This window comes from Arthrobacter sp. A2-55 (assembly GCF_025548615.1).
Taxonomy (GTDB): Bacteria; Actinomycetota; Actinomycetes; order Actinomycetales; family Micrococcaceae; genus Specibacter; species Specibacter silviterrae.
Window position 1 is genome coordinate 1 of the sequence record NZ_JAJLOZ010000083.1, and the last position, 19,420, is coordinate 19,420.

22 protein-coding genes and 1 tRNA gene are annotated in these 19,420 nt (G+C 66.5%); 14 read left to right on the forward strand and 9 right to left on the reverse strand.

What is annotated here, in order from left to right:
- Window positions 1–100: 100 nt before the first annotated feature.
- On the reverse strand, window positions 101–589 hold the full coding sequence (locus LPN03_RS17980) for a YajQ family cyclic di-GMP-binding protein (RefSeq protein WP_262455372.1): 489 nt from the start codon (window positions 587–589) through the stop codon (window positions 101–103).
- Between the two features lie 171 nt (window positions 590–760).
- Between LPN03_RS17980 and LPN03_RS17985 the strand changes: the two genes are divergently transcribed.
- The 4 genes from LPN03_RS17985 to LPN03_RS18000 all read left to right on the forward strand — a co-directional run bounded on the left by LPN03_RS17985 (window position 761) and on the right by LPN03_RS18000 (window position 2,847).
- The gene (locus LPN03_RS17985) at window positions 761–1,078 is read left to right on the forward strand and encodes a hypothetical protein (RefSeq protein ID WP_165183639.1); all 318 of its coding nucleotides are present in this window, start codon (window positions 761–763) and stop codon (window positions 1,076–1,078) included.
- Window positions 1,079–1,190: 112 nt separating this feature from the next.
- Window positions 1,191–1,275: transfer RNA gene (locus LPN03_RS17990), tRNA-Tyr, on the forward strand.
- Window positions 1,276–1,383: 108 nt separating this feature from the next.
- The gene (locus tag LPN03_RS17995; protein WP_262455373.1) at window positions 1,384–2,148 is read left to right on the forward strand and encodes a hypothetical protein; all 765 of its coding nucleotides are present in this window, start codon (window positions 1,384–1,386) and stop codon (window positions 2,146–2,148) included.
- A 69-nt stretch (window positions 2,149–2,217) separates the two neighbouring features.
- The gene (locus LPN03_RS18000; protein WP_262455374.1) at window positions 2,218–2,847 is read left to right on the forward strand and encodes a hypothetical protein; all 630 of its coding nucleotides are present in this window, start codon (window positions 2,218–2,220) and stop codon (window positions 2,845–2,847) included.
- Here LPN03_RS18000 and LPN03_RS18005 read toward each other — a convergent pair.
- Both LPN03_RS18005 and LPN03_RS18010 read right to left on the reverse strand, forming a co-directional pair.
- On the reverse strand, window positions 2,844–3,125 hold the full coding sequence (locus tag LPN03_RS18005) for a hypothetical protein (protein WP_262455375.1): 282 nt from the start codon (window positions 3,123–3,125) through the stop codon (window positions 2,844–2,846). The two genes, LPN03_RS18000 and LPN03_RS18005, sit on opposite strands and share 4 nt — an antisense overlap.
- A gap of 79 nt (window positions 3,126–3,204) precedes the next feature.
- Window positions 3,205–3,780: a GNAT family N-acetyltransferase gene (locus LPN03_RS18010; RefSeq protein ID WP_262455376.1), complete on the reverse strand. Its 576-nt coding sequence runs from the start codon at window positions 3,778–3,780 to the stop codon at window positions 3,205–3,207.
- 58 nt (window positions 3,781–3,838) lie between these two features.
- Between LPN03_RS18010 and LPN03_RS18015 the strand changes: the two genes are divergently transcribed.
- The 3 genes from LPN03_RS18015 to LPN03_RS18025 all read left to right on the forward strand — a co-directional run bounded on the left by LPN03_RS18015 (window position 3,839) and on the right by LPN03_RS18025 (window position 6,039).
- Complete coding sequence (locus LPN03_RS18015) at window positions 3,839–4,285, forward strand: MarR family winged helix-turn-helix transcriptional regulator (RefSeq protein WP_262455377.1); 447 nt, start codon at window positions 3,839–3,841, stop codon at window positions 4,283–4,285.
- Window positions 4,286–4,423: 138 nt separating this feature from the next.
- A complete protein-coding gene (locus tag LPN03_RS18020; RefSeq protein WP_165183641.1) occupies window positions 4,424–5,584 on the forward strand; it encodes an MFS transporter in 1,161 nt (386 codons plus the stop codon).
- 71 nt (window positions 5,585–5,655) lie between these two features.
- On the forward strand, window positions 5,656–6,039 hold the full coding sequence (locus tag LPN03_RS18025; RefSeq protein WP_165183634.1) for a thioredoxin family protein: 384 nt from the start codon (window positions 5,656–5,658) through the stop codon (window positions 6,037–6,039).
- Between the two features lie 57 nt (window positions 6,040–6,096).
- Here the strand turns inward: LPN03_RS18025 and LPN03_RS18030 are convergent, their stop codons facing one another.
- Both LPN03_RS18030 and LPN03_RS18035 read right to left on the reverse strand, forming a co-directional pair.
- Window positions 6,097–6,375 (reverse strand): putative quinol monooxygenase, encoded by a 279-nt coding sequence (locus tag LPN03_RS18030; protein ID WP_262455378.1) that lies wholly within the window; start codon window positions 6,373–6,375, stop codon window positions 6,097–6,099.
- An 80-nt stretch (window positions 6,376–6,455) separates the two neighbouring features.
- Window positions 6,456–7,406 (reverse strand): DNA-3-methyladenine glycosylase family protein, encoded by a 951-nt coding sequence (locus LPN03_RS18035; RefSeq protein ID WP_262455379.1) that lies wholly within the window; start codon window positions 7,404–7,406, stop codon window positions 6,456–6,458.
- 107 nt (window positions 7,407–7,513) lie between these two features.
- Here LPN03_RS18035 and LPN03_RS18040 point away from each other — a divergent pair, with 107 nt between their 5' ends.
- The 3 genes from LPN03_RS18040 to LPN03_RS18050 all read left to right on the forward strand — a co-directional run bounded on the left by LPN03_RS18040 (window position 7,514) and on the right by LPN03_RS18050 (window position 9,202).
- Window positions 7,514–8,281 carry a hypothetical protein gene (locus tag LPN03_RS18040; protein ID WP_262455380.1) on the forward strand — a complete coding sequence of 256 codons (768 nt, stop codon included), beginning with the start codon at window positions 7,514–7,516 and terminating at the stop codon, window positions 8,279–8,281.
- Entirely contained in the window at window positions 8,281–8,499 is a 219-nt protein-coding gene (locus LPN03_RS18045) for a helix-turn-helix domain-containing protein (RefSeq protein ID WP_262455381.1), read from the forward strand. The genes LPN03_RS18040 and LPN03_RS18045 overlap by 1 nt, the downstream gene beginning before the upstream one ends.
- 130 nt (window positions 8,500–8,629) lie before the next feature.
- The gene (locus LPN03_RS18050; protein WP_262455382.1) at window positions 8,630–9,202 is read left to right on the forward strand and encodes a hypothetical protein; all 573 of its coding nucleotides are present in this window, start codon (window positions 8,630–8,632) and stop codon (window positions 9,200–9,202) included.
- Window positions 9,203–9,370: 168 nt separating this feature from the next.
- On the opposite strand, the gene LPN03_RS18055 is transcribed toward LPN03_RS18050, so the two are convergent.
- On the reverse strand, window positions 9,371–10,315 hold the full coding sequence (locus LPN03_RS18055) for a LysR family transcriptional regulator (protein ID WP_262455383.1): 945 nt from the start codon (window positions 10,313–10,315) through the stop codon (window positions 9,371–9,373).
- Window positions 10,316–10,492: 177 nt separating this feature from the next.
- On the opposite strand from LPN03_RS18055, the gene LPN03_RS18060 reads away from it, so the two are divergent.
- On the forward strand, window positions 10,493–13,945 hold the full coding sequence (locus LPN03_RS18060) for a bifunctional proline dehydrogenase/L-glutamate gamma-semialdehyde dehydrogenase (RefSeq protein WP_262455384.1): 3,453 nt from the start codon (window positions 10,493–10,495) through the stop codon (window positions 13,943–13,945).
- A gap of 127 nt (window positions 13,946–14,072) precedes the next feature.
- Here LPN03_RS18060 and LPN03_RS18065 read toward each other — a convergent pair whose 3' ends face one another.
- From LPN03_RS18065 to LPN03_RS18075, 3 genes are read right to left on the reverse strand one after another with little or no spacing between them, the layout of a single operon-like run.
- Entirely contained in the window at window positions 14,073–14,474 is a 402-nt protein-coding gene (locus LPN03_RS18065) for a VOC family protein (RefSeq protein ID WP_262455385.1), read from the reverse strand.
- Window positions 14,475–14,484: 10 nt separating this feature from the next.
- Window positions 14,485–14,946: a helix-turn-helix transcriptional regulator gene (locus tag LPN03_RS18070; RefSeq protein WP_262455386.1), complete on the reverse strand. Its 462-nt coding sequence runs from the start codon at window positions 14,944–14,946 to the stop codon at window positions 14,485–14,487.
- A 9-nt stretch (window positions 14,947–14,955) separates the two neighbouring features.
- Complete coding sequence (locus LPN03_RS18075; protein ID WP_262455387.1) at window positions 14,956–15,525, reverse strand: AAA family ATPase; 570 nt, start codon at window positions 15,523–15,525, stop codon at window positions 14,956–14,958.
- Window positions 15,526–15,605: 80 nt separating this feature from the next.
- On the opposite strand from LPN03_RS18075, the gene LPN03_RS18080 reads away from it, so the two are divergent.
- The 3 genes from LPN03_RS18080 to LPN03_RS18090 all read left to right on the forward strand — a co-directional run bounded on the left by LPN03_RS18080 (window position 15,606) and on the right by LPN03_RS18090 (window position 19,247).
- Window positions 15,606–16,991, forward strand: a complete 1,386-nt coding sequence (locus tag LPN03_RS18080; RefSeq protein ID WP_262455388.1) for a cystathionine beta-synthase — start codon at window positions 15,606–15,608, stop codon at window positions 16,989–16,991.
- Between the two features lie 16 nt (window positions 16,992–17,007).
- Window positions 17,008–18,168, forward strand: a complete 1,161-nt coding sequence (locus LPN03_RS18085) for a cystathionine gamma-synthase (protein ID WP_262455389.1) — start codon at window positions 17,008–17,010, stop codon at window positions 18,166–18,168.
- Window positions 18,169–18,557: 389 nt separating this feature from the next.
- Window positions 18,558–19,247, forward strand: coding sequence for a transglycosylase family protein (locus tag LPN03_RS18090; RefSeq protein ID WP_165183623.1), 690 nt, complete (start codon window positions 18,558–18,560; stop codon window positions 19,245–19,247).
- The last annotated feature ends 173 nt before the right edge of the window (window positions 19,248–19,420 follow it).

The window sequence follows — 19,420 nt, forward strand, 5'->3', positions numbered from 1 at the left end:
GCAAGGGGGCACGGTGCGGCTGGGAGTTCACCAAGTGTTCACACGGTGCCCAGTGCCGCCCGGCGCCCCGTTGCCAAAAACGTTGGCCGGGGCCTGCCTGTCAGCGCAGGTTGACGAACTGCAGGTCTGCATCCTCGAACTTGCGCAGCAGTGCCATGACCTCCTGCAGGTCGTCGCGGCTCTTGGAGCTCACGCGCAGTTCGTCGCCCTGGATGGTGGACTTGACGCCCTTGGGGCCTTCGTCACGGATGAGCTTGTTGATCTTTTTCGCCACGTCCTGGGCGATGCCCTCCTTGATCTCGGCCTCCAGGCGGTACTCCTTGCCCGAGGCGAAGGGCTCGCCAGCCTCGAGGGACTTCAGCGAGATGCCGCGCTTGATCAGCTTGGACTCAAACACGTCCATGACTGCCATGACGCGTTCCTCCGAGTTGGCCTTGAGCAGGATTTTCTCGCCGCTGAAGTCAATCTCCGCGCCGACCCCCTTGAAGTCGTAGCGCTGGGCAACTTCCTTCTGGGCCTGGTGCAGCGCGTTGGCGACCTCCTGCTTGTCAACCTTGCTGACGACGTCGAATGTTGAATCGCTGGCCATTTTTCCTCCAAGTGCTTGAAAATGTAATGCTCGATTTGCATCCAAGCCTAGCGCGGCGGGCCAGCCGGCCGGCCCGGGGCCTCACAGTTCGCTCTAAGCGTTTCCGTGGCGGGAGCACATTTGGCATTGCGATCGTTGTAGCAGTTGAAACCGCCCATTCAGGAGGACACGATGAGTGAACCGGAAAGTTCCGCAGCCGCCAGCACCGCGCCGGCACCCGCCACCGCGCCGAGGGTGCGGCCGGGCATGAAGGCTGCTGTGGGCACGGCGGTTGCCGCCGCCACGCTGGCCGCCGTGACGGCCCTTTCAGGCCCCGTGTACAGCTCGGATCCGGCCTCGATTCTCAGTTCGCCGGCCAATTCGGCGTCGTCACGGATTGCGGGCGTCCACGCCGACATGGCACGGGCGGTGGCGTTGCAGCAGGTGACGCCAGAGCAGGCTGCGTTCCTGGAACAGCAGCTGGTGCGCCGGATCCAGGCGGACGCCTAAGCGGCCCAAAAACGCCGATTCGATTCTTCGGCAAATACCTTGTATTGTTTTACTGCTCCCACTTGCTGGGGGCGAACGCCGGACTCCCCGCAGGGAAGTTTGGCGGGCCAATGGCAGATTACCCGAGTGGCCAAAGGGGGCTGACTGTAAATCAGCTGGCAACGCCTTCACTGGTTCGAATCCAGTATCTGCCACCATTGGGAAAAGCCCGGAAGCAAAGCGAGTTGTCGCTTTGCTTCCGGGCTTTTTTTGCGTCCAGGGGCAGCGGCCGGCCAAGTTTCCCCGCGGGGAACTACTCTTAAAGCATGGAATACCTTGTCCCGCTGCTGATCCTCCTGGTCATTGTTGTTGCTGTGGGCGTTGGCTCGCGCTTTCTGGGCAGGAAGGGCCGGGCCCTGCAGGACTCGGCCGACCCCAAGCCGCGGCGGGGCAGCGCGGCGGGCCGGGCCGCCAGCGCGGATCCCGCACCAAAGGCCAGGCGCCGCGGGCGCGAAGTCACGCGCGAAATGGCCGCCGAGGCCAGTGCCAGGTTGAGCCCGGAGGCGCACCGCAGCGTGTATTCGCTCATCGCACAGCACCAGGTGCTCAATGCCGTCAGGGAATACCGCAAGGCCGCCCATGTGGGGCTTGGCGACGCCGCGGCTGCCGTGGCGGCCCTCGCGGAGTTCCCCCAGCCGTCCCCGGAGCCGGCCCCGGGGCCGTCCCAGCAACCGTCCCAGCAGCCTGCCGCCGGCAAAACGCCCCGGCCCGGCCAGTCCGGCAAGCCCGGCAAGCCAAGCAAAAATGAGGCCTCCTTCACGGTGGAGGACATCATCAATGCGGCACCCTCTGCCGGGGCGGCACCTGTCTCCCAGGCTCCGGCAAGCTACCGCTACAGGGCCATCGTTTCGCGGGGCGACGAGGTCCGCGAGGTGGCCAGCACCGGCCTCAATGAAGAAATCTTCCGCACCATCCGCAGCCTGGCCCAGGGCGGGGATTACGACGCCGCCGCCAGCCTCCTGCGGGAGCATGCGGACATTGGGGAAGCCGACGCGCGAGAATTCGTTGCGATGATCGGCCCCGAGGACTGAGCTGCCCGTTTACTATTGAGCGTCAGGCTTTATCTTTCGGCAATTCCGCTCGTCTCCTTGGGGGAGTCCTTGTCTCAATCCGTTCCAGGTGTCCTGCAAAAGGTGCGCCGGCCCATTCTTGTTGCGCTGGCAGCGTTCGCCGTCACGCTCCCGATGCTTGCCCTTCCGTTGCCGGCCCAGGCCGCCGCAACGGCCACTACGCGCATGGCCAATTTCACTGCCGGCCCGGCCACGGTGGTGAAAGGAAAAACGATCAGTGTCGCCGCGCAATCGCAGCGTGCCGCCGGCAAAGTGTGGGCCAAGACCGGAGCTGTCACTGCCACGGTGTATTTTGATCCGGATGGAACGGCGCCGAACAAGGCCGTACGCACGGTCAAGAGCAACGCGAGCGGCTACGTCAGCGTTGCCTTGACGGCAACGGTATCCGGCAGATGGTCCATCCGACTCGCGGCGCAGGGTTCCCTGAAGGCTTCGGCTTCCGTCCAGAAGTACGTAAAGGTGGTGCCAGCCCCGAAGCAGACGTCCGCCAGGCCGGCCAGCAAGTGGAATTGCCCGGCGTGGGCCCCCATCAAGGGCAACGCGCCCAGCAGGATTTACCACCTGCCCGGCCAGCGGTTCTACACCAGGACAACTCCGGAAATCTGTTTCACCTCGGAGGCCGCCGCGAGGCAGTCAGGGTACCGGAAGTCCAAAGTCTAGGCGGAAGGCGTCTCGCCGTACTGGGCTTCACTTTCCAGGACGAAGCCGTCCTGGTGGTGGATCAGCTGGCGGCCCATGCCGCCGTCGAGCTGGATCCACAGGCACTGGCGGTCGTGGGACAGGGTCTCCACGCGGCCGGACAGGCGCCAGCCGCGGTTATTGACCAGGGCAACGGGATCGTTGGTGGCCAGCGAAGGCCACACCTCGTGGTTGTCCGGATTGATGAATGCTCTGTGGTGCGCGGGGCGGGGCATGGTTCCTCCTGGCGTGAAAGTCATCGCTGCTTCCTGTGGTTCGTAGTTAACACCGCCAGTTTGCGCGCCCCGGGTGAATTGGCTGTGAACTGCGTATGTCAGTTCAGCGGCGTTCGAGTGAAAGCCCCGGGGCGTCCATGGCAAACACCAGGGAGTCCATCCACCGCCCGTGGATGAGCCTGTCGTTTGTGCGATGCCCCACCTGGGCCATGCCCAGTTTTTGCAGCACTGCCGCGGACGCCACATTTTCGGGCCGGCAGGTGGCCGTGATGCGTCCCAGGCCCAACTCGGAAAAGCCGAAGCCCGCCAGGCAGCGGGCAGCCTCCGTGGCGTAGCCGTGGCCCCAATGCTCCGGATGGAGCGTGTAGCCGATTTCCCCTTCGCGCACTGCCGGACCGCGGCGCCCGGGCCAGGCCTGATGGGCGCCGTGCACCGTCAGGCTGACCGAGCCAAAGAGCAGGCCGGTGCTGCGCAGGGTCAGGGCCAGCGTGTAGCCGGTGCGCGGAATGGCGCTGGCGCAGGCCTGGCAAAAGTCCACAAATTCCCGGGTGTCCTGTTCGGAATTCGGCCCCCAGTCCATGAACTCGCTGCTGCGGGGATCCGAGGCAAACGCGTGGACTGCGGCAAAGTCCGCCGCGGCATATTCGCGCAGCACCAGGCGGCCCGTGGTCAATTTCATGGCCCCATACTAGATCCGTTTTGACTGTTAGTCCGCCTAATTGTTAGACTACCTAACTATGAGCATTGATCTTCAGGAATTGGCTGGCCGCTATCGCGACATTCTGCGCCAGGCCGTGTATCTGACCAGGTCCATGGACGCCGAGGGGGAACTGAGCACCCGCCATGTGAGCACCCTGAACATGGTGTCCACGGGCCCCATGCGCGTGAGCGCCATTGCCAGCTATGCCGGTGTCAGGGTTCCCAGCGCCACCGAACAGGTCATCAAGCTTGAGGCGGCCGGCCTGGTGGAACGGATCCCCGACGCCACTGATGCACGTGCGGTGCTGGTCAGGCTCACGCCCAAGGGGCGGGAGGCGCTGGACTCTGCCAATGGCCGGCGCAATGCGACCATGGCGGCGGCCCTTGAAACGCTCAGCCCCGAAGAACGCCAAATCATCGCCGGCGCCATCCCTGCCATTGCCAAGCTCAATGCGGCCGTGGCCGCCCAGCCAGCCACGGCGTAACCGCCGGCCGCACGCACTGCCTGCGTGCCGGCGTCGTACCTCATCACCAACAAGACACTAGGAGAAACCGTGCAGGCCAACGCCGCAACGGAAACAGCGGGCCCCGCCGAGGGCGCGCTTCATGACGAAAAGCAGTCCATGCTCAGGCAGCCCAAGGCCGTCTGGGCGGTGGCGTTTGCCGCGGTGTTCGCGTTCATGGGCATTGGCCTGGTGGACCCGATCCTGCCCGCCATCGCCAAGAACCTCGAAGCCACCCCCAGCCAGGTCTCCCTGCTGTTCACCAGCTACTTCCTGGTCACTGCCATCGCCATGCTGGTGACCGGTTTCGTGTCCTCGCGCATTGGCGGTAAAAAGACGCTGCTGATCGGCCTTTCAGTCATTGTGGTCTTCTCAGCCCTGTCCGGAATGTCCAACACGGTGGACGCGCTGGTGGGCTTCCGCGCCGGCTGGGGGCTGGGCAACGCGCTGTTCGTGGCGACCTCGCTGGCCGTCATGGTGGGCGTGGCCTCCGGGGGCGCCGCAACCGCCATCATCCTGTATGAGGCGGCCCTGGGACTGGGCCTTTCGCTGGGCCCGCTCATGGGGGCGCTGCTGGGCGGCTGGCAGTGGCGGGCGCCGTTCTTTGGCACGGCCACGGCCATGGCCATCGCGTTCATCCTGGTGATTGTCCTGCTGCCGAAGACGCCCGTCCCCGCCGTGAAGACCCGGCTGCGCGACCCGCTCTTGGCACTGGGCCACAAGGGCCTGCGCACCACCGCCGGCAGCGCCCTGTTCTACAACTACGGCTTTTTCACCATCCTGGCATTTGTGCCGTTCATCCTCGGATTCGACGCCTACGGCATTGGCGCGGTCTTCTTCGGCTGGGGCGTTGCCGTGGCCGTGTTCTCCGTGTTCGTGGCGCCCATTGTGCAGCGCCGCTTCGGCCCCACCCGGGCGCTGGCCGGCTCGCTGCTGGGGCTCATGGTGGTCCTGGTGGGGCTGGCCCTCGCGGCCGGGCATACGGTCACTGTGGTGGTGGTCCTGACCATTGTTTCCGGGGCACTGCTGGGCATCAACAACACGCTGTTCACAGAGATGGCCATGGCCGTCTCGGACTCGCCGCGGCCCGTGGCCAGCGCAGGCTACAACTTTGTGCGCTGGATGGGCGGGGCGCTGGCACCGTTCCTGGCCGCCAAGATCGCCGAACATTCCTCGGCGTCCGTGACCTTTTATGTTGCGGCGGCCATGGTGTTGGTCAGCGCCGGGATCATAGTTGGCGGGCGGAAGTTCCTGACGGCCCACGAACCGTCAGGGCTCTAGGCGATATTCCCGCTCACGCGTTGAGCGAAACCGGTAGCCATGGTTCACGGCGGTCACGTACCGTTGGAGCCATGGCTACTGTTGAAATCACCACCGAATCCTTCGGCTCCACCATCGAGTCCAATGACATTGTGTTCGTCGACTTCTGGGCGTCCTGGTGCCAGCCGTGCGTCCGCTTCGCGCCCACCTATGAGGCCGCCTCCGACAAGCACGACGACGTCCTGTTCGGCAAGGTGGACACCGAGGCACAGCAGCAGCTCGCCGCCGAGGCCAACATCACCTCCATTCCCACGCTGATGGCGTTCCGCGAAAAGGTGCTGGTGTTCGCCCAGCCCGGCGCACTCAGCGGCACCGACCTGGACAAGGTCATTACGGCCGTGAAGGAACTGGACATGGCCGAGGTCCACTCCGCCGTGGCCAAGCAGCAGGCTGCCGGCGGAGCCACCGCCGAATAGCGTCGGATCTGTGCCGCTGCGCCCGTCCGAAAGCAGGGACGGGCGCGCTTGGCGTGGTTAGAGGCGTTCCAACTTGACCGGCTCGGCCAGCAGGGCGCTCAGCGACTCGTTGAGGTCCTGCACCGCGATCCCTTTGCTGTGCCTGTCCAGGTCAGCTTCCGACGCCCACTGCTCGGTCAGCACAATCTTTTCTTCCGATTCCTGCGTGATTTCGTACTGGATGCAGCCGGCCTCCTCCACCACCTGCTCAATGGCGATCTCAAGGGCGAGCTTCACGCGGAAGAATTCGCCCTCATTGGGGATGAATGTGGCTTGTAGGTTGATGATCTCGCTCATCCCTTCAGCCTAGGCGATTCAGCCGCACGGGCGGGATCCGGTTTCGCAGTGTGAACGCGTGGGCCCGGCCAAAAAGCGAATCAATGCCCGCGATGGTCCTGGATGCTCATGCGGGGGCCAAATGCGGGCTTTGTGAACCCGCTCAAATACAGCATCCGCACCACGCGCTGCCGGTGCCCGCGCCATGGTTCCAGCAGCTCCAGCATGCCGGCATCGTCCACGCGCTTGCCGGTCAGCGCCCAGCCCACAAAGGCGGCCAGGTGGTAGTCGCCCACGGCCACCTGGTCCGCGTCGCCATGGGTGCGTTGGGTTACTTCCGCCGCCGTCCACACGCCGACCCCCGGAATGGCCTGCATTTTCCGGGCCGCCTCTGCCGCAGGCAGGGCTGCCAGGCGTTCCAGGCCCGACGCCGACGCCACCGCGCGCAGCACCGTTGCCGAGCGCTGTGGCCCGACCCCTGCCTTGTGCCACTCCCACGACGGTATTTTGGCCCACTGCCGCGGGGTGGGGGCCACCATCAACTCCGCCGGGACACCGGAACTGCCGGCCCCGGGTGCCGGGGATCCAAACTTTCGCAGCAGGGTGGCATAGCCGCGGTGTGCCTCCAGGGACGTGACCTTTTGCTCCAGGATGGCGGGCACCAGGGAGTCAACCACCCGCCCGGTGGCTGGAAGGCGCACTGCCGGGTGCCGGCGTCGTGCTTCCCGGGCCAGCCGGGGGAGGGTGGCGTGGAAGTCCGGGGAGTCAAAGTGGGACCAGTCGTCGCCGGCGCCGAGGAGCGCCGGGGCACCGGCCAGGGCATGGGCGGCGCCGGGGCCCCAGGCGCGGGCGTGCAGTTCGGTGCCGCGCTGGCTGATGCCGAGGGTGGCGGGGCCGTCCGGGGTGTTGAAGGCGAGCCAGGCCGAGCCGGGGGCGAGCCTCACCGTGCGGTCCGCCGGGCCGCGGCCGATGATGCCCAGGGTCTGGTGGAGGCTGTAGGGGCCGCCGGCGTCCCAGACCGCTGCGGGCGCTGTGATGGCTGCCGATGTCATGGATCCATGGTCGCATGCCGGGCTGGGAGTGAGTTTGGGTCACCGAAAAATCGTGCTAGCTTAACGTTTATCGATATTAACGATAGTCATTAAAAATGGGGGTTATAGTGGTCTTTTCAACGTGGTGGTCGTGGCTGTTGGTAATTGCCGTCCTGGCTGCCGTGACCTTGATTTTGTTCGCCGGCCGCCGTGGCGCCGGGGACAGTGACGCAATTGCGGGTGCGGGGATGGTCAGGGCCACGCGCACCATTGCCTGGATTTACGTTGCGGCCTGTTCTCTTTCTGGCCTTGGCAACGCCGCGGCCACTGTTTGGGGCGAGGCTGTCACGGTAAAGCTGCCCGTGGCACAATTTTGGCCGTCGCTTCCGGCCCACACCGGCAATCCGGCTCCCCGGGCCACGGTGGAATCGGGCGGTTTCAGCTGGGCCGACGTCAGTGTCAGCGGCCTTGACCTGGAGACGCGACTGATGCTCACCGGCGCCATCGTGGCCCAGGGCGTGCTGGCCGTGGTTGCGGGCTTGGTCATCATCAGGCTGTGCGCCGCGATCACGGACAAGACACTGTTTGGGCCCCGCCTGGTCAAGGGGTCCCAACAGCTTGCCGGCGTGGTGCTCCTGGGCGGGATGATCTGGCAGGGCTGCCAACTCTTCGGCGGCACCATGGCGGCGCAACAGGTGCTCGGCGGGACGGGCTGGAGCACCCAAGGCAGCGCCGAAGATGGGGCTGCCATCCACCACATCACTGGCCTGCCGTCCGTTTCCTACGCCTGGGAATTCAATTTCTGGCCCATCGGCGTGGCCCTGGCGCTCATGGTCCTGGCTGAACTTTTCAGGCAGGGTGGGAAAGTCCAAAAAGACGTGGCCGGGCTCATTTGATGCCCGACCTTGACGAACTCGGGATCCATTGCCGCCTTGACGAACTCCTGGCCGAACGTGGCATGACCTTGACCCGGCTGGCCGAGCTGGCCGGCATCAGCATCGTGAACCTTTCCGTGCTCAAGAACGACCGGGCCAAGGCCATCCGCTTTTCCACCTTGGTTGCCATCTGCGACGCGCTTGATTGCGGGGTCGGCGAGCTGCTGGTGCGCCGGTAAATTCCTCCGGATCCATGGCCAAAGCACGACGGCGACCCTAGGCTGGGCGCATAGCGGCAACGAAGGGATTGGGGACGCCATGCAACGGGTGGGGAGCATTTCGGGCAGGAAATTGCCGCCGAGCTGGCAGATGAGTGAGGACCTGTCGTGGCCGCTCACCGTGGCACAGTACATCCGCGATGCGCTGAAGCTGCCTGCCACGGCGCCGTTCTTCATTCCGCCGCTGGTGCCTGAAGTGCCAGAACACATTCCCGTCACCGGTCCCGAGCTGGACACCGTGTTGGCGGATGAGTGGACGGCATGGTTCTCGGAGCTGCTGGCGGATGGGCGGGGCATCCCGCGGGGAGGGCCCATTGGATACTTGTCGCTGGAAGGCCGCGAACAGGCATTCCGGGACATGGTGGGGCGGCATTTTGACCAGGCCGCGGCCGCCGCAGACAACGCCGTCGAGGCAAACTTCGAGCATTTCCAGGCCAACATGAAGGCCGAAGGGCCCGTTCTGACGAAGCTGGTGCGTGGGATTGAAAAGGAGCTGGGACACAAGGCTGCACCGTTTAACCTGGCCCTGCGGATTTTGCCCGTGGAGGGGTTCTGGCTGCACCGAACCGGCCCAAACCGGGTACTCATGAGCGAAGCTGCCCGTCGCAACCCCGAACAGCTCCGCCGCCTGCTGGGCCCCGTGATAACGGAACTGGCGCGCTAAACCCGGCCAGCCGGCGTCGTGCCTTAAGGGCGGTCGACACACTTCACGCGCAGGTTCGGATTGCTGCACTTCTCCGTGGGGCAAAACTCGGGCCGAGTTTCGCCCGGGGTGCACCCGGGGCAAAACTCGTGACGGGTTTCGCCCCACGGCACGAACTGAGAGGCGCAGCTATGCCGGCGGCTGCCCGGGATCCCCGGAAACCCCTCGGGCGGCCTGCGCCAGGAGCTCCCGGCAGGCCAAAATGGCCGGGCGCCTCCGGCTGGCCCGCCGTGCGGCAGTGAAAACGGTGCGCCGGGGCAGGCCGGGCAGGTCCAGCAGGGTCAGCGCCGGGGCCCTCCCCGTCCACATCAGGTCCGGCAGCAGGGCCACGGCATGGCCGGATTCGATGAGGCTGACCTGGGCCTGGAGGTCAGCCGTTTCAAAACGGACGTCAGGCTCGAAGCCGGCCTGCCGGCACGCCTGTTCGGCCCAATGGCGGGATGCGGCGCCGCGGGGTTCCATGACCCACGGCAGCCCCGCCGTGTCCCCAAGGTCCAGAATGGGCGTGCTGCGCAGTGCCGACACGCTGCCGGCAACCCCGGGGGAGGGGACGGCCAGGCGGATGGCGTCCGTGGTCAGCACCACGCGGTCCAGTTCCGGGTGGCGGGGGGCGGCGTGGCCCGGGTACTGCTCAGCCACCACCAGGTCAAAGTCGCGGGCCCAGGTTTCGTAAAGGGCCGTCTCCGGCTCGCGCTGGGTCATTTCAATCCGCACCTCCGGGTAGGTCCGGGACATTGCGGTGAGCAGTTCCGGCAGCAGTGCCAGCGCGGCGGATTGGAAGACGGCCAGCCTGACCGTGCCGGCCACCGTGGTGAGGGACGCGGACATGTCCGCCTCCGCCCGTTCCAGCGTTTCAAGGATCTCCGCCGTGTGCGCCACCAGGATCTCCGCCTGGGCAGTCAACTGGACCCGGCGCCCCACTTTCCTCAGCAGCTTTACGCCCGCCTCCTTTTCCAGAAGTGCCAGCTGTTGGGAGACCGCGGATGGGCTGTATTGGAGGGCCAGCGCCACGTCCGCTAGGGTGCCGCGGATCTGCAATTCACGCAGCAGGCGCAACCTTTTGACGTCCAGCACTGGGGCCTCCAAATAGTTAAGAAATAATGACTAATAATCATCAGTAAACACCACTTTTACTAATTGAACACTAGTCCCATACTGGAGGTAAGGGAAGCTGCCCGGACCCGCTGGGGACGGCCGGGCCAGCGCCCAGGCAACCCGGACTAACCAGTAGAAAAGAACGCACCAGCAACCATGACAAGCACTGCCCCCGCGGCCACCGCCGCCAACATTCCGGACCCCGGCAACAACCTCGCCGATGAGACCATCGCCCTGGTCCGCCACTGGCTGACCGAAGCCGCCAAGTTCCCCGCAGACATTTCCGCCCAGCGCCTGGCCGGCGTGCTGAAGGACCCCAACGGGCTGGACTTCACCGTTGGCTTTGTGGACGGCGTGATCCGCCCCGAGGACCTCGCCGTGGCCGGGCGCAACCTGGCCAGGCTGGCCCCGAAGGTGCCTGCCTTCCTGCCCTGGTACATGCGCAGCGCCGTCCGCCTGGGCGGTGTCATGGCGCCCGTCCTGCCGCAACTTGTCATTCCAATTGCCCGACGCGTGCTGCGCGAGATGGTGGGCCACCTGATTGTGGATGCCACAGACGCCAAGCTGGGCCCGGCCATCGCCAAGATCCGCCAGGGCGGCGTGGACCTGAACATCAACCTGCTCGGTGAGGCAGTCCTGGGCGAGCATGAAGCGGCCCGCCGGCTTGAGGGGACCTTGAAGCTGCTGGCCCGTGACGACGTCGACTACGTCTCCATCAAGGAATCCTCCACCGTGGCCCCGCACTCCGCCTGGGCCTTTGACGACGCCGTGGCCCACATCGTGGAGCGCCTCACCCCGCTGTACACGCTGGCCAACTCCTTCGCCAAGCCCAAGTTCATCAACCTGGACATGGAGGAGTACAAGGACCTGGGCATGACCATCGCCGTGTTCAAGCAGATCCTGGACAAGCCTGAATTCAAGAACCTCGAGGCCGGCATCGTGCTCCAGGCCTACCTGCCGGACACGCTCGCGGCCATGATTGACCTCCAGGAGTGGGCTGCCGCGCGCAGGGCCGACGGCGGCGCGGCCGTCAAGGTCCGCATTGTCAAGGGTGCCAACCTGCCCATGGAGCAGGTCCAGGCTTCCGTCTACGGCTGGCCGCTGGCCACTTGGGGCACCAAGCAGGACTCCGACACCAACTACAAGCGCATCGTGAACTACGCGCTGACGCCCGAACACATCAACAATGTCCACATCGGCGTGGCCGGGCACAACCTCTTTGACGTGGCCCACGCCTGGCTGCTCGCCAAGGACCGCGGCATCAGCGCCACTTCCGGCCAGCTGGAATTTGAAATGCTCCTGGGCATGGCCACCGGCCAGGCCGAAGCCGTGCGCCGCGACGTGGGCTCCCTCCTGCTGTACACGCCGGTGGTCCACCCCGGCGAGTTCGACGTCGCCATCGCCTACCTGATCCGCCGCCTGGAGGAAGGGGCCAGCCAGGACAACTTCATGTCCGCCGTGTTTGAGCTCTCCGACAACGAGGCACTGTTTGAACGCGAAAAGAACCGCTTCCTTGCCTCGCTGGCAGCGCTGGACGCCGAAGTGCCCGGCTCCAACCGGGTGCAGGACCGCACAGCCCCCGTGGCACAGGCTCCGGTTGACTCCTTCGCCAACACCCCTGACACCGACCCCGCGCTGGCACCGAACCGCGCCTGGGGAGCGGACATTCTGGCCCGCATCCCCGGCTCCACGCTGGGCAACGAGCTGGTGGCACAGACCACCGTCACCGACCTCGGCGAGCTGAACCGCATTGTGGACGCCGCCGTCGAGCATTCCACCGGCTGGGCAGCGCTGGGCGGGGCCGGGCGTGCCGCAATCCTGCACCGCGCAGGGGCCGTGCTGGAATCCCGCCGCGCCGAGCTCATGGAGGTCATGGCCGCGGAGACCGGAAAGACCCTGGACCAGGGCGACCCGGAGGTCAGCGAGGCCATCGACTTTGCCCACTACTACGCCGAGCGCGCCAAGGACCTGGACACGGTCGACGGCGCCACGTACGTCCCCGCGAAGCTCACCGTCGTGACACCGCCGTGGAACTTCCCCGTGGCCATCCCGGCCGGGTCCACGCTGTCGGCACTTGCCGCAGGCTCCGCCGTCGTCATTAAGCCGGCAACCCAGGCCCGCCGCAGCGGCTCCCTCATGGTCCAGGCCCTGTGGGACGCCGGCGTGCCGCGCGACGTCCTGGCGCTGGTCCAGCTGGGCGAACACGACCTTGGGCAGGCGCTGGTGTCCCACCCCGCCGTTGACCGGCTGATCCTGACCGGCGGCTACGAGACGGCCGAGCTGTTCCGCAGCTTCCGCCAGGACCTGCCGCTGCTGGCGGAAACGTCCGGCAAGAACGCCATCATCGTCACCCCCAGTGCCGACCTGGACCTGGCCGCAAAGGACGTGGTCCAGTCCGCGTTTGGCCATGCCGGGCAGAAGTGCTCCGCCGCGTCGCTGGTGATCATGGTCGGCTCCGTGGCGCAGTCGGCCCGCTTCCGCAATCAGCTCATCGACGCCGCCTCCAGCCTGTCCGTGGGCTACCCGGAAACGGCCACCAGCCAGATGGGCCCAGTCATTGAGCCGGCTGCCGGCAAGCTGCTGGGCGCCCTGACCACGCTCGACGCCGGCGAATCCTGGGCCATTGAGCCCCGCCAGCTCGATGCCACGGGCCGCCTCTGGTCCCCGGGCGTCCGCACCGGCGTGGCGGCGGCCTCCCGCTTCCACCTGACCGAGTTTTTCGGCCCGGTGCTGGGCGTCATGACGGCCGACACGCTCGAAGACGCCATCGCCATGGTCAACCGGATCGACTACGGGCTGACCAGCGGGCTGCACTCGCTGGACTCCGCGGAAATCGGCCTCTGGCTGGACACCGTCCAGGCCGGGAACCTGTACGTGAACCGAGGCATCACCGGCGCCATTGTGCAGCGCCAGCCCTTCGGCGGCTGGAAGAAGTCGGCCGTGGGTGCCGGCACGAAGGCCGGCGGGCCCAACTACCTGGTGGGGCTGGGCAGCTGGACATCCGCGCAGTCCACGGCCACCGCGCCGCTGGGCGATAATGCACGCAAGGTGGTCAATGCAGCGTCCTCGCTGTCCGCAGACGAGCAGGCCTTCCTGACCCGCTCCCTGCACAGCGATGCCGCGGCCTGGGCGTCCGAATTCGGCACCGCCAAGGACGTGTCCGGCCTGTCGGCGGAACGCAATGTGTTCCGCTACCTGCCGCTGAACCCGCTGGTGCGCCTGGCAGAGGGCGGGTCCGTGGCCAAGCTGCTGCGCGTGCTGTCGGCAGGAATCACGGCCGGGGCCACCCCGGAAGTCTCCTCCGGCGTCGAGCTTCCCAACGCCGTGGCGGCGCTGCTGGTGAGCCTGCGCATTACGGTCACCGTGGAGAACGACGCCGACTGGCTGGCCCACGCGCGCCGCTTCGGCGCCGGCCGCATACGCCTCATTGGCGGGGACGCCGCTGCCGTGTACCAGGCCACGGGCGGGCGTCCGGACCTGGCGATCTACCACAACGAGGTCACCGAGGCCGGGCGCATTGAGATGCTGCCGTTCCTGCACGAGCAGGCCGTCAGCATCACCGCGCACCGCTTTGGCACGCCGAACCATCTTTCGGACGGCCTGATCTAGCACCGCCTGAACCCGACGCTCCCTCACCTTTCGGGGTGTATTCTCAAACGCTCCCTCAGCTGCGAAGGCCAGCTGAGGGAGCGTTTGGTTAAACCGCCCATAAGGTGAGGGAGCGTTTGTCGTTGGGTCAGGCCTGGGAGATGCGGACGGTGTTGCCGGACGGGTCCCGGAAGGCGCAGTCGCGGGGGCCCCACGGCTGCGCAATGGGTTCCTGCAGCACCTCGCCGCCGGCCGCCACGGCCTGTTCAAAGGTGGCGTCGAGGTCGCTGGCGGTGAAGTTGAGCATGGGCAGCATGCCCTTGGCGAGCAGGCGGGCCATGGTGTCGCCGTCCTCCTGCGAGCGGCCGGCATGAGGTTCGGACAGGACAATGCCCAGGCCGGGCTGGGAGCTGGTGCCCATGGTGACCCAGCGGAAGTCGCCGTTGCTGACGTCGTTCTGGACTTCCAGCCCCAGGGCGTCGCGGTAAAACGCGATGGCCTCGTCGGGGTCGTGGACGGTCAAATGCGTGTACTGCAGTGAAATGGTCATGGCACCAACGCTATTGCGCGGCGTGGGCCCGCGCTTCTTCATTCCTGCTCGGTTTGCTGGGGCCGGCGCCGGGGCCGGTCCGGGCGGGCCGGGTGGCAAACCTGACGAAACACGGCGGCATGGCCTCGATGGCGCTGTGTTCCCGCGCCCGGTAGGAGCTCGGGTTCTCGCCCATGATCTCGGTGAAGCGGGAGCTGAAGGAGCCCAGGGACGTGGCGCCCACCATCATGCAGGCGTCCGTCACCGACGTGCCGGCCCGCAGCAGCGCGGCCGCCCGCTCAATGCGCCGGGTCATGAGGTAGTTGTAGGGCGTCTCGCCATAGGCGGCACGGAATTTCCGCGAGAAGTGGGCCGGGGACATGAACACCTTCGCGGCAATGGTGGGCACGTCCAGCGGCAGGGCGTAGTCCCTGTCGATCATGTCCCGCGCCCGCCGCAGCAGCGTGAGCGTGGCCAGTTCCTCAGGAGTCATGGTTTGAAACTACCAGCCGGAGGTGACGGAATGCTGAAGGTTTTCCACCCAGCGTTCCGCCTCCCGCGGCGTGCGCAGCCGCACCACACACAGCCCGGGAAAGTCGCGTTCCAGCGCCGGCACCAGCTCCTTGTACATGTGCCGGGTGCGCCAGCCCCAGCGGATGATGTGGTCGCCGTCAGTGAACATTGTGTGCAGCGGCGCCTCAAGGTTGCCGTTCCACAGCTCCTCCCGGCGAAGCCGCCGCCGCACGGTCCGCCGCACCAGACGCGACATGGTCACCGGCACGGGAAAGTCCAGCCACACCAGCAGCTGGGCTCGCTTCGCCAGCAGGGGCCGGGCGGCGGGATACTGCCATTCCGTGACCCAGCCACCCGCTTGGGTGAGATGGTCGACGTCGTTCATGAAGTCCGTGCGCGGCTGCCAGTTGGGCCCGTGGAACAGGGAGTCGATCTCGGTGTGCGGTACGCCGAGAATGGCACCGATGCGCCCGGCCAGGGTGGTCTTTCCGGAGCCGGAAACCCCGGCAACGAGCACGCGCTGCACCTCTGCGGGCAGGAGGTCGGAGGCGGCGAGCATTCTTCCGATTCTAGGGCGGCGCGGGCCCCAAATGGTAACCTCCTTTGGTTGGAGCGGCACGCCGGGGATACTTTGGACTTATGAAGTATGCAAACTCCGTCCTTGACCTGATTGGCAACACCCCCCTGGTGAAGCTGAACAAGGTGACTGAGGGCATCGCGGCCACCGTGCTGGTCAAGCTGGAATACATGAACCCGGGCGGCTCCGCCAAGGACCGCATTGCGGTGAAAATGCTCGACGAGGCCGCCAAGGAGGGCAGGATCAAGCCCGGCGGCACCGTGGTGGAACCCACCAGCGGCAACACCGGCGTTGCCATGGCCATGGTGGCCCAGGCACGCGGCTACAACTGCGTGTTTGTGGTCCCGGACAAGGTGGGTGAGGACAAGCGCGCCGTGCTGCAGGCCTACGGCGCCGAGGTGGTGGTGACGCCCACGGCGGTGGCCGCCGACTCCCCGCAGTCCTACTACGGCGTCTCCGACCGGCTGGTGAAGGAGATTCCCGGCGCGTACAAGCCGGACCAGTTCTCCAACCAGAACGGCCCGCTGAGCCACTACGAGACCACGGGACCGGAGATCTGGCGCGACACCGAAGGCCGCGTGACACACTTTGTGGCCGGCGTGGGCACCGGCGGCACCATTTCGGGGACGGGGCGGTTCCTGCGTGAGGCGTCCGCTTCGCGAGCCGCGGCCGACGGCGGCGAAGTGCAGGTCATCGGCGCGGACCCGGAAGGCTCCGTCTACTCCGGCGGGACCGGCCGGCCGTACCTGGTGGAGGGCGTGGGGGAGGACATCTGGCCGGCCTCCTACGACCCCAAGGTGCCGCACCGGATCATCGCCGTCACGGACAACGACTCCTTTGCCATGACCCGCCGGCTGGCCCGCGAGGAGGGCCTGCTGGTGGGAGGTTCCTCGGGCATGGCCGTGGTGGCCGCGCTGGAAGCCGCCAAGGGGCTGGGACCGGAGGCCGTCGTCGTCGTGCTGCTGCCGGACAGCGGCCGCGGGTATTTGGCGAAGATCTTTGACGACAAGTGGATGCAGTCGTACGGCTTCCTGAAAGTCACCGACGAGCCCGCCATTGGCGACGTGCTCAAGGCCAAGACGGGGCAGCTGCCGGACCTGGTCCACATCCACCCGAACGAGACGGTGCGCGACGTCATCAACCTCATGGCCGAATACGGCGTTTCCCAGATTCCTGTGCTGTCCGCCGAGCCGCCCGTGGTGATGGGCGAGGTGATTGGCTCCGTGGACGAACGCACGCTGACCGGCAAGCTGTTCCGCCACGAGGCGAAGCTGACGGACAAGATCACCGAGCACATGCAGCCGCAGCTGCCCATCATCGGCTCCCTGGAACCGATTTCCGCCGCGCGCACCAAGCTGCAGGACGTGGACGCGCTCATGGTCACCTTTGTGGGCGCCCCTGTTGGCGTCCTGACCCGCCACGACCTGCTGAACTACCTCAACGACTGACTCCTGGAGAGAAAAAATGACCGAAGGCTTCAACACCCGCGCCGTCCATGCCGGGCAGACCCCCGACCCCACCACCGGCGCCGTCATCCCGCCGCTCTACCAGACCACCACCTTCGCCCAGGACGGGATCGGCAAGCTGCGCAACGGCTACGAGTACGGCCGCGGCACCAACCCCACGCGGGACGCCCTCCAGACCCAGCTCGCCGCGCTGGAAGGCGGCAAGTTCGCGTTCAGCTTCTCCTCCGGCCTGGCCGCCGAGGACGCCCTGATCCGCGCCCTGCTGGTCCCCGGCGACCACATCATCATGGGCAACGACGTCTATGGCGGCACCTACCGCCTCATCAACCGGGTCCTGTCGGTCTGGGGCATCAGCAACGCTGCGGTGGACATGAACGACGCCGGTGCGCTGGCTGCCGCTGTTGCCGCCGGCGGGCCTGAGGGGGCCACGAAGATGGTGTGGGTGGAGACGCCGTCGAACCCCATGATGAAGATCACCGACATTGCCGCACTCGCCCAGGTGGCGCACGACGCCGGGGCGCTGCTGGTGGTCGACAACACTTTCGCCTCGCCCTACTTGCAGAACCCCCTAGCCCTGGGCGCCGACGTGGTGGTCCACTCCACGACGAAGTACATTGGCGGGCACTCGGATGCCTCCGGCGGCGCCATTGTGCTCTCCGACGCCGAGGCTGCGGAGAAGATCGGTTTTGTGCAGTTCGCCGTGGGTGCAGTGTCCGCGCCGATGGAGGCCTGGCTGACCACCCGCGGGCTCAAGACATTGGGCGTGCGCATGGACCGGCACTCTTCCAATGCGCAGGCCGTGGCCGAATGGCTGCTGGAACGGCCCGAGGTGGAGCGCGTGCTGTACCCGGGCCTGCCGGACTACCCCGGACACGCCTTGGCCGCGAAGCAGATGCGCGGCTTTGGCGGCATGATCTCGGTGCAGTTCAAGGGCGGGGAGGCTGCTGCCCGCAAGGTGGCCGAGTCCACAAAGGTGTTCACCCTGGCGGAGTCGCTGGGCGGTGTGGAATCCCTCATGAACTACCCGTCCGAAATGACGCATGCGTCCGTCAAGGGGACCGAACTGGCCGTGCCGGTCAATCTCATCCGCCTGTCCGTGGGCATCGAGGACGTGGCGGACCTGATCGCCGACCTGGACCAGGCCATAGCGTCCATCTGACGCCCCCTGAACCCGACGCTCGGTTGCAATCGGGGGTCTTTTTCCGAACGCTCCCGCACTTTTGTGCGGGAGCGTTCCCCGTTTAAGCCCCGATTGCAACCGAGCGTCCGGAGGAGGCGGCGCCTAAAATACACTATCAAATTGTTAATTTCAGTGACTATTAGGTAACGGTTTGCTGATTTGCGTATCGATTTGGTTTCGTTTTAGGGTGGAGCATGCCCTCCGGGGCGGGCCCCAGCTGTGGCGGCCCACGAATGCCCGGGCCTCCCCACACCGAACACCGTCATGCGGCAGGCCACGGAAACAACCTCCATATCTACAGGTTGGACGGTGGCGCGCAGATGTCCGGGGACGGATGGAGCGAAGGTGGCCTTTGGGAGAACGCATCCATGAAAAACACAAAACTTACACGCACCCTTGGCCGCGGACTGGCCATTGCCGCCATCGCCGGGGCAGGGCTGGCCGTGGCCGGCACGGGCGCGAATGCGGCCTCGGGCAGCACCTGGGACGCCCTGGCGCAATGTGAAAGCGGCGGAAACTGGGCCATTAACACCGGCAACGGCTTCTCCGGCGGCCTGCAGTTCACCCCAAGCACCTGGGCCGCCTATGGCGGGGTCGGTGCACCCCAGAACGCCAGCCGGGCCCAGCAGATTGCCGTAGCCGAACGCGTCCAGGCCGGCCAGGGCTGGGGCGCCTGGCCCGCCTGCTCCGCCCAGCTGGGACTCTCCGGCGGCGGCGGCCAGGCCTATACCCCGGCCGCCACGCCCGCGGCGCCGGCCCCGGTTGCCGCCCAGTCCAGCCAGGTGACACCAGTCCAGGCCGCCCCTGTCCAGCAGGCACCCGTCCAGGCGGCCCCCGTTCAGCAGGCCCCCGTTGCCGAAACCGCAGCCCCGGCTGCCGTCCAGGTCAAGCTCAGCGGCAAGACCTACACCATCAAGTCCGGCGACACCCTGAGCACCATCGCCCAGAAGCTCGGCATCAAGGGCGGGTGGGAAACCCTCTACCAGGCCAACACCGACACGGTGATCCACCCCGACCTGATCTTCACGGGTGCGGTCCTGAACCTCCCCGCCCAGTAATCTGCCCCCCACCAAAAACGCTCCCGCAGCAAATGGGGTGTTTTGGCGAACGCTCCCACAGTTGACTGTGGGAGCGTTCGCCAAAACACCCCATTTCCTGCGGGAGCGTTTTTGGTGGGGGGCGGTTTCTGGGCGGGGGGGATAAGGAGCGCCCCCGTGGAGATCAGGTCGGG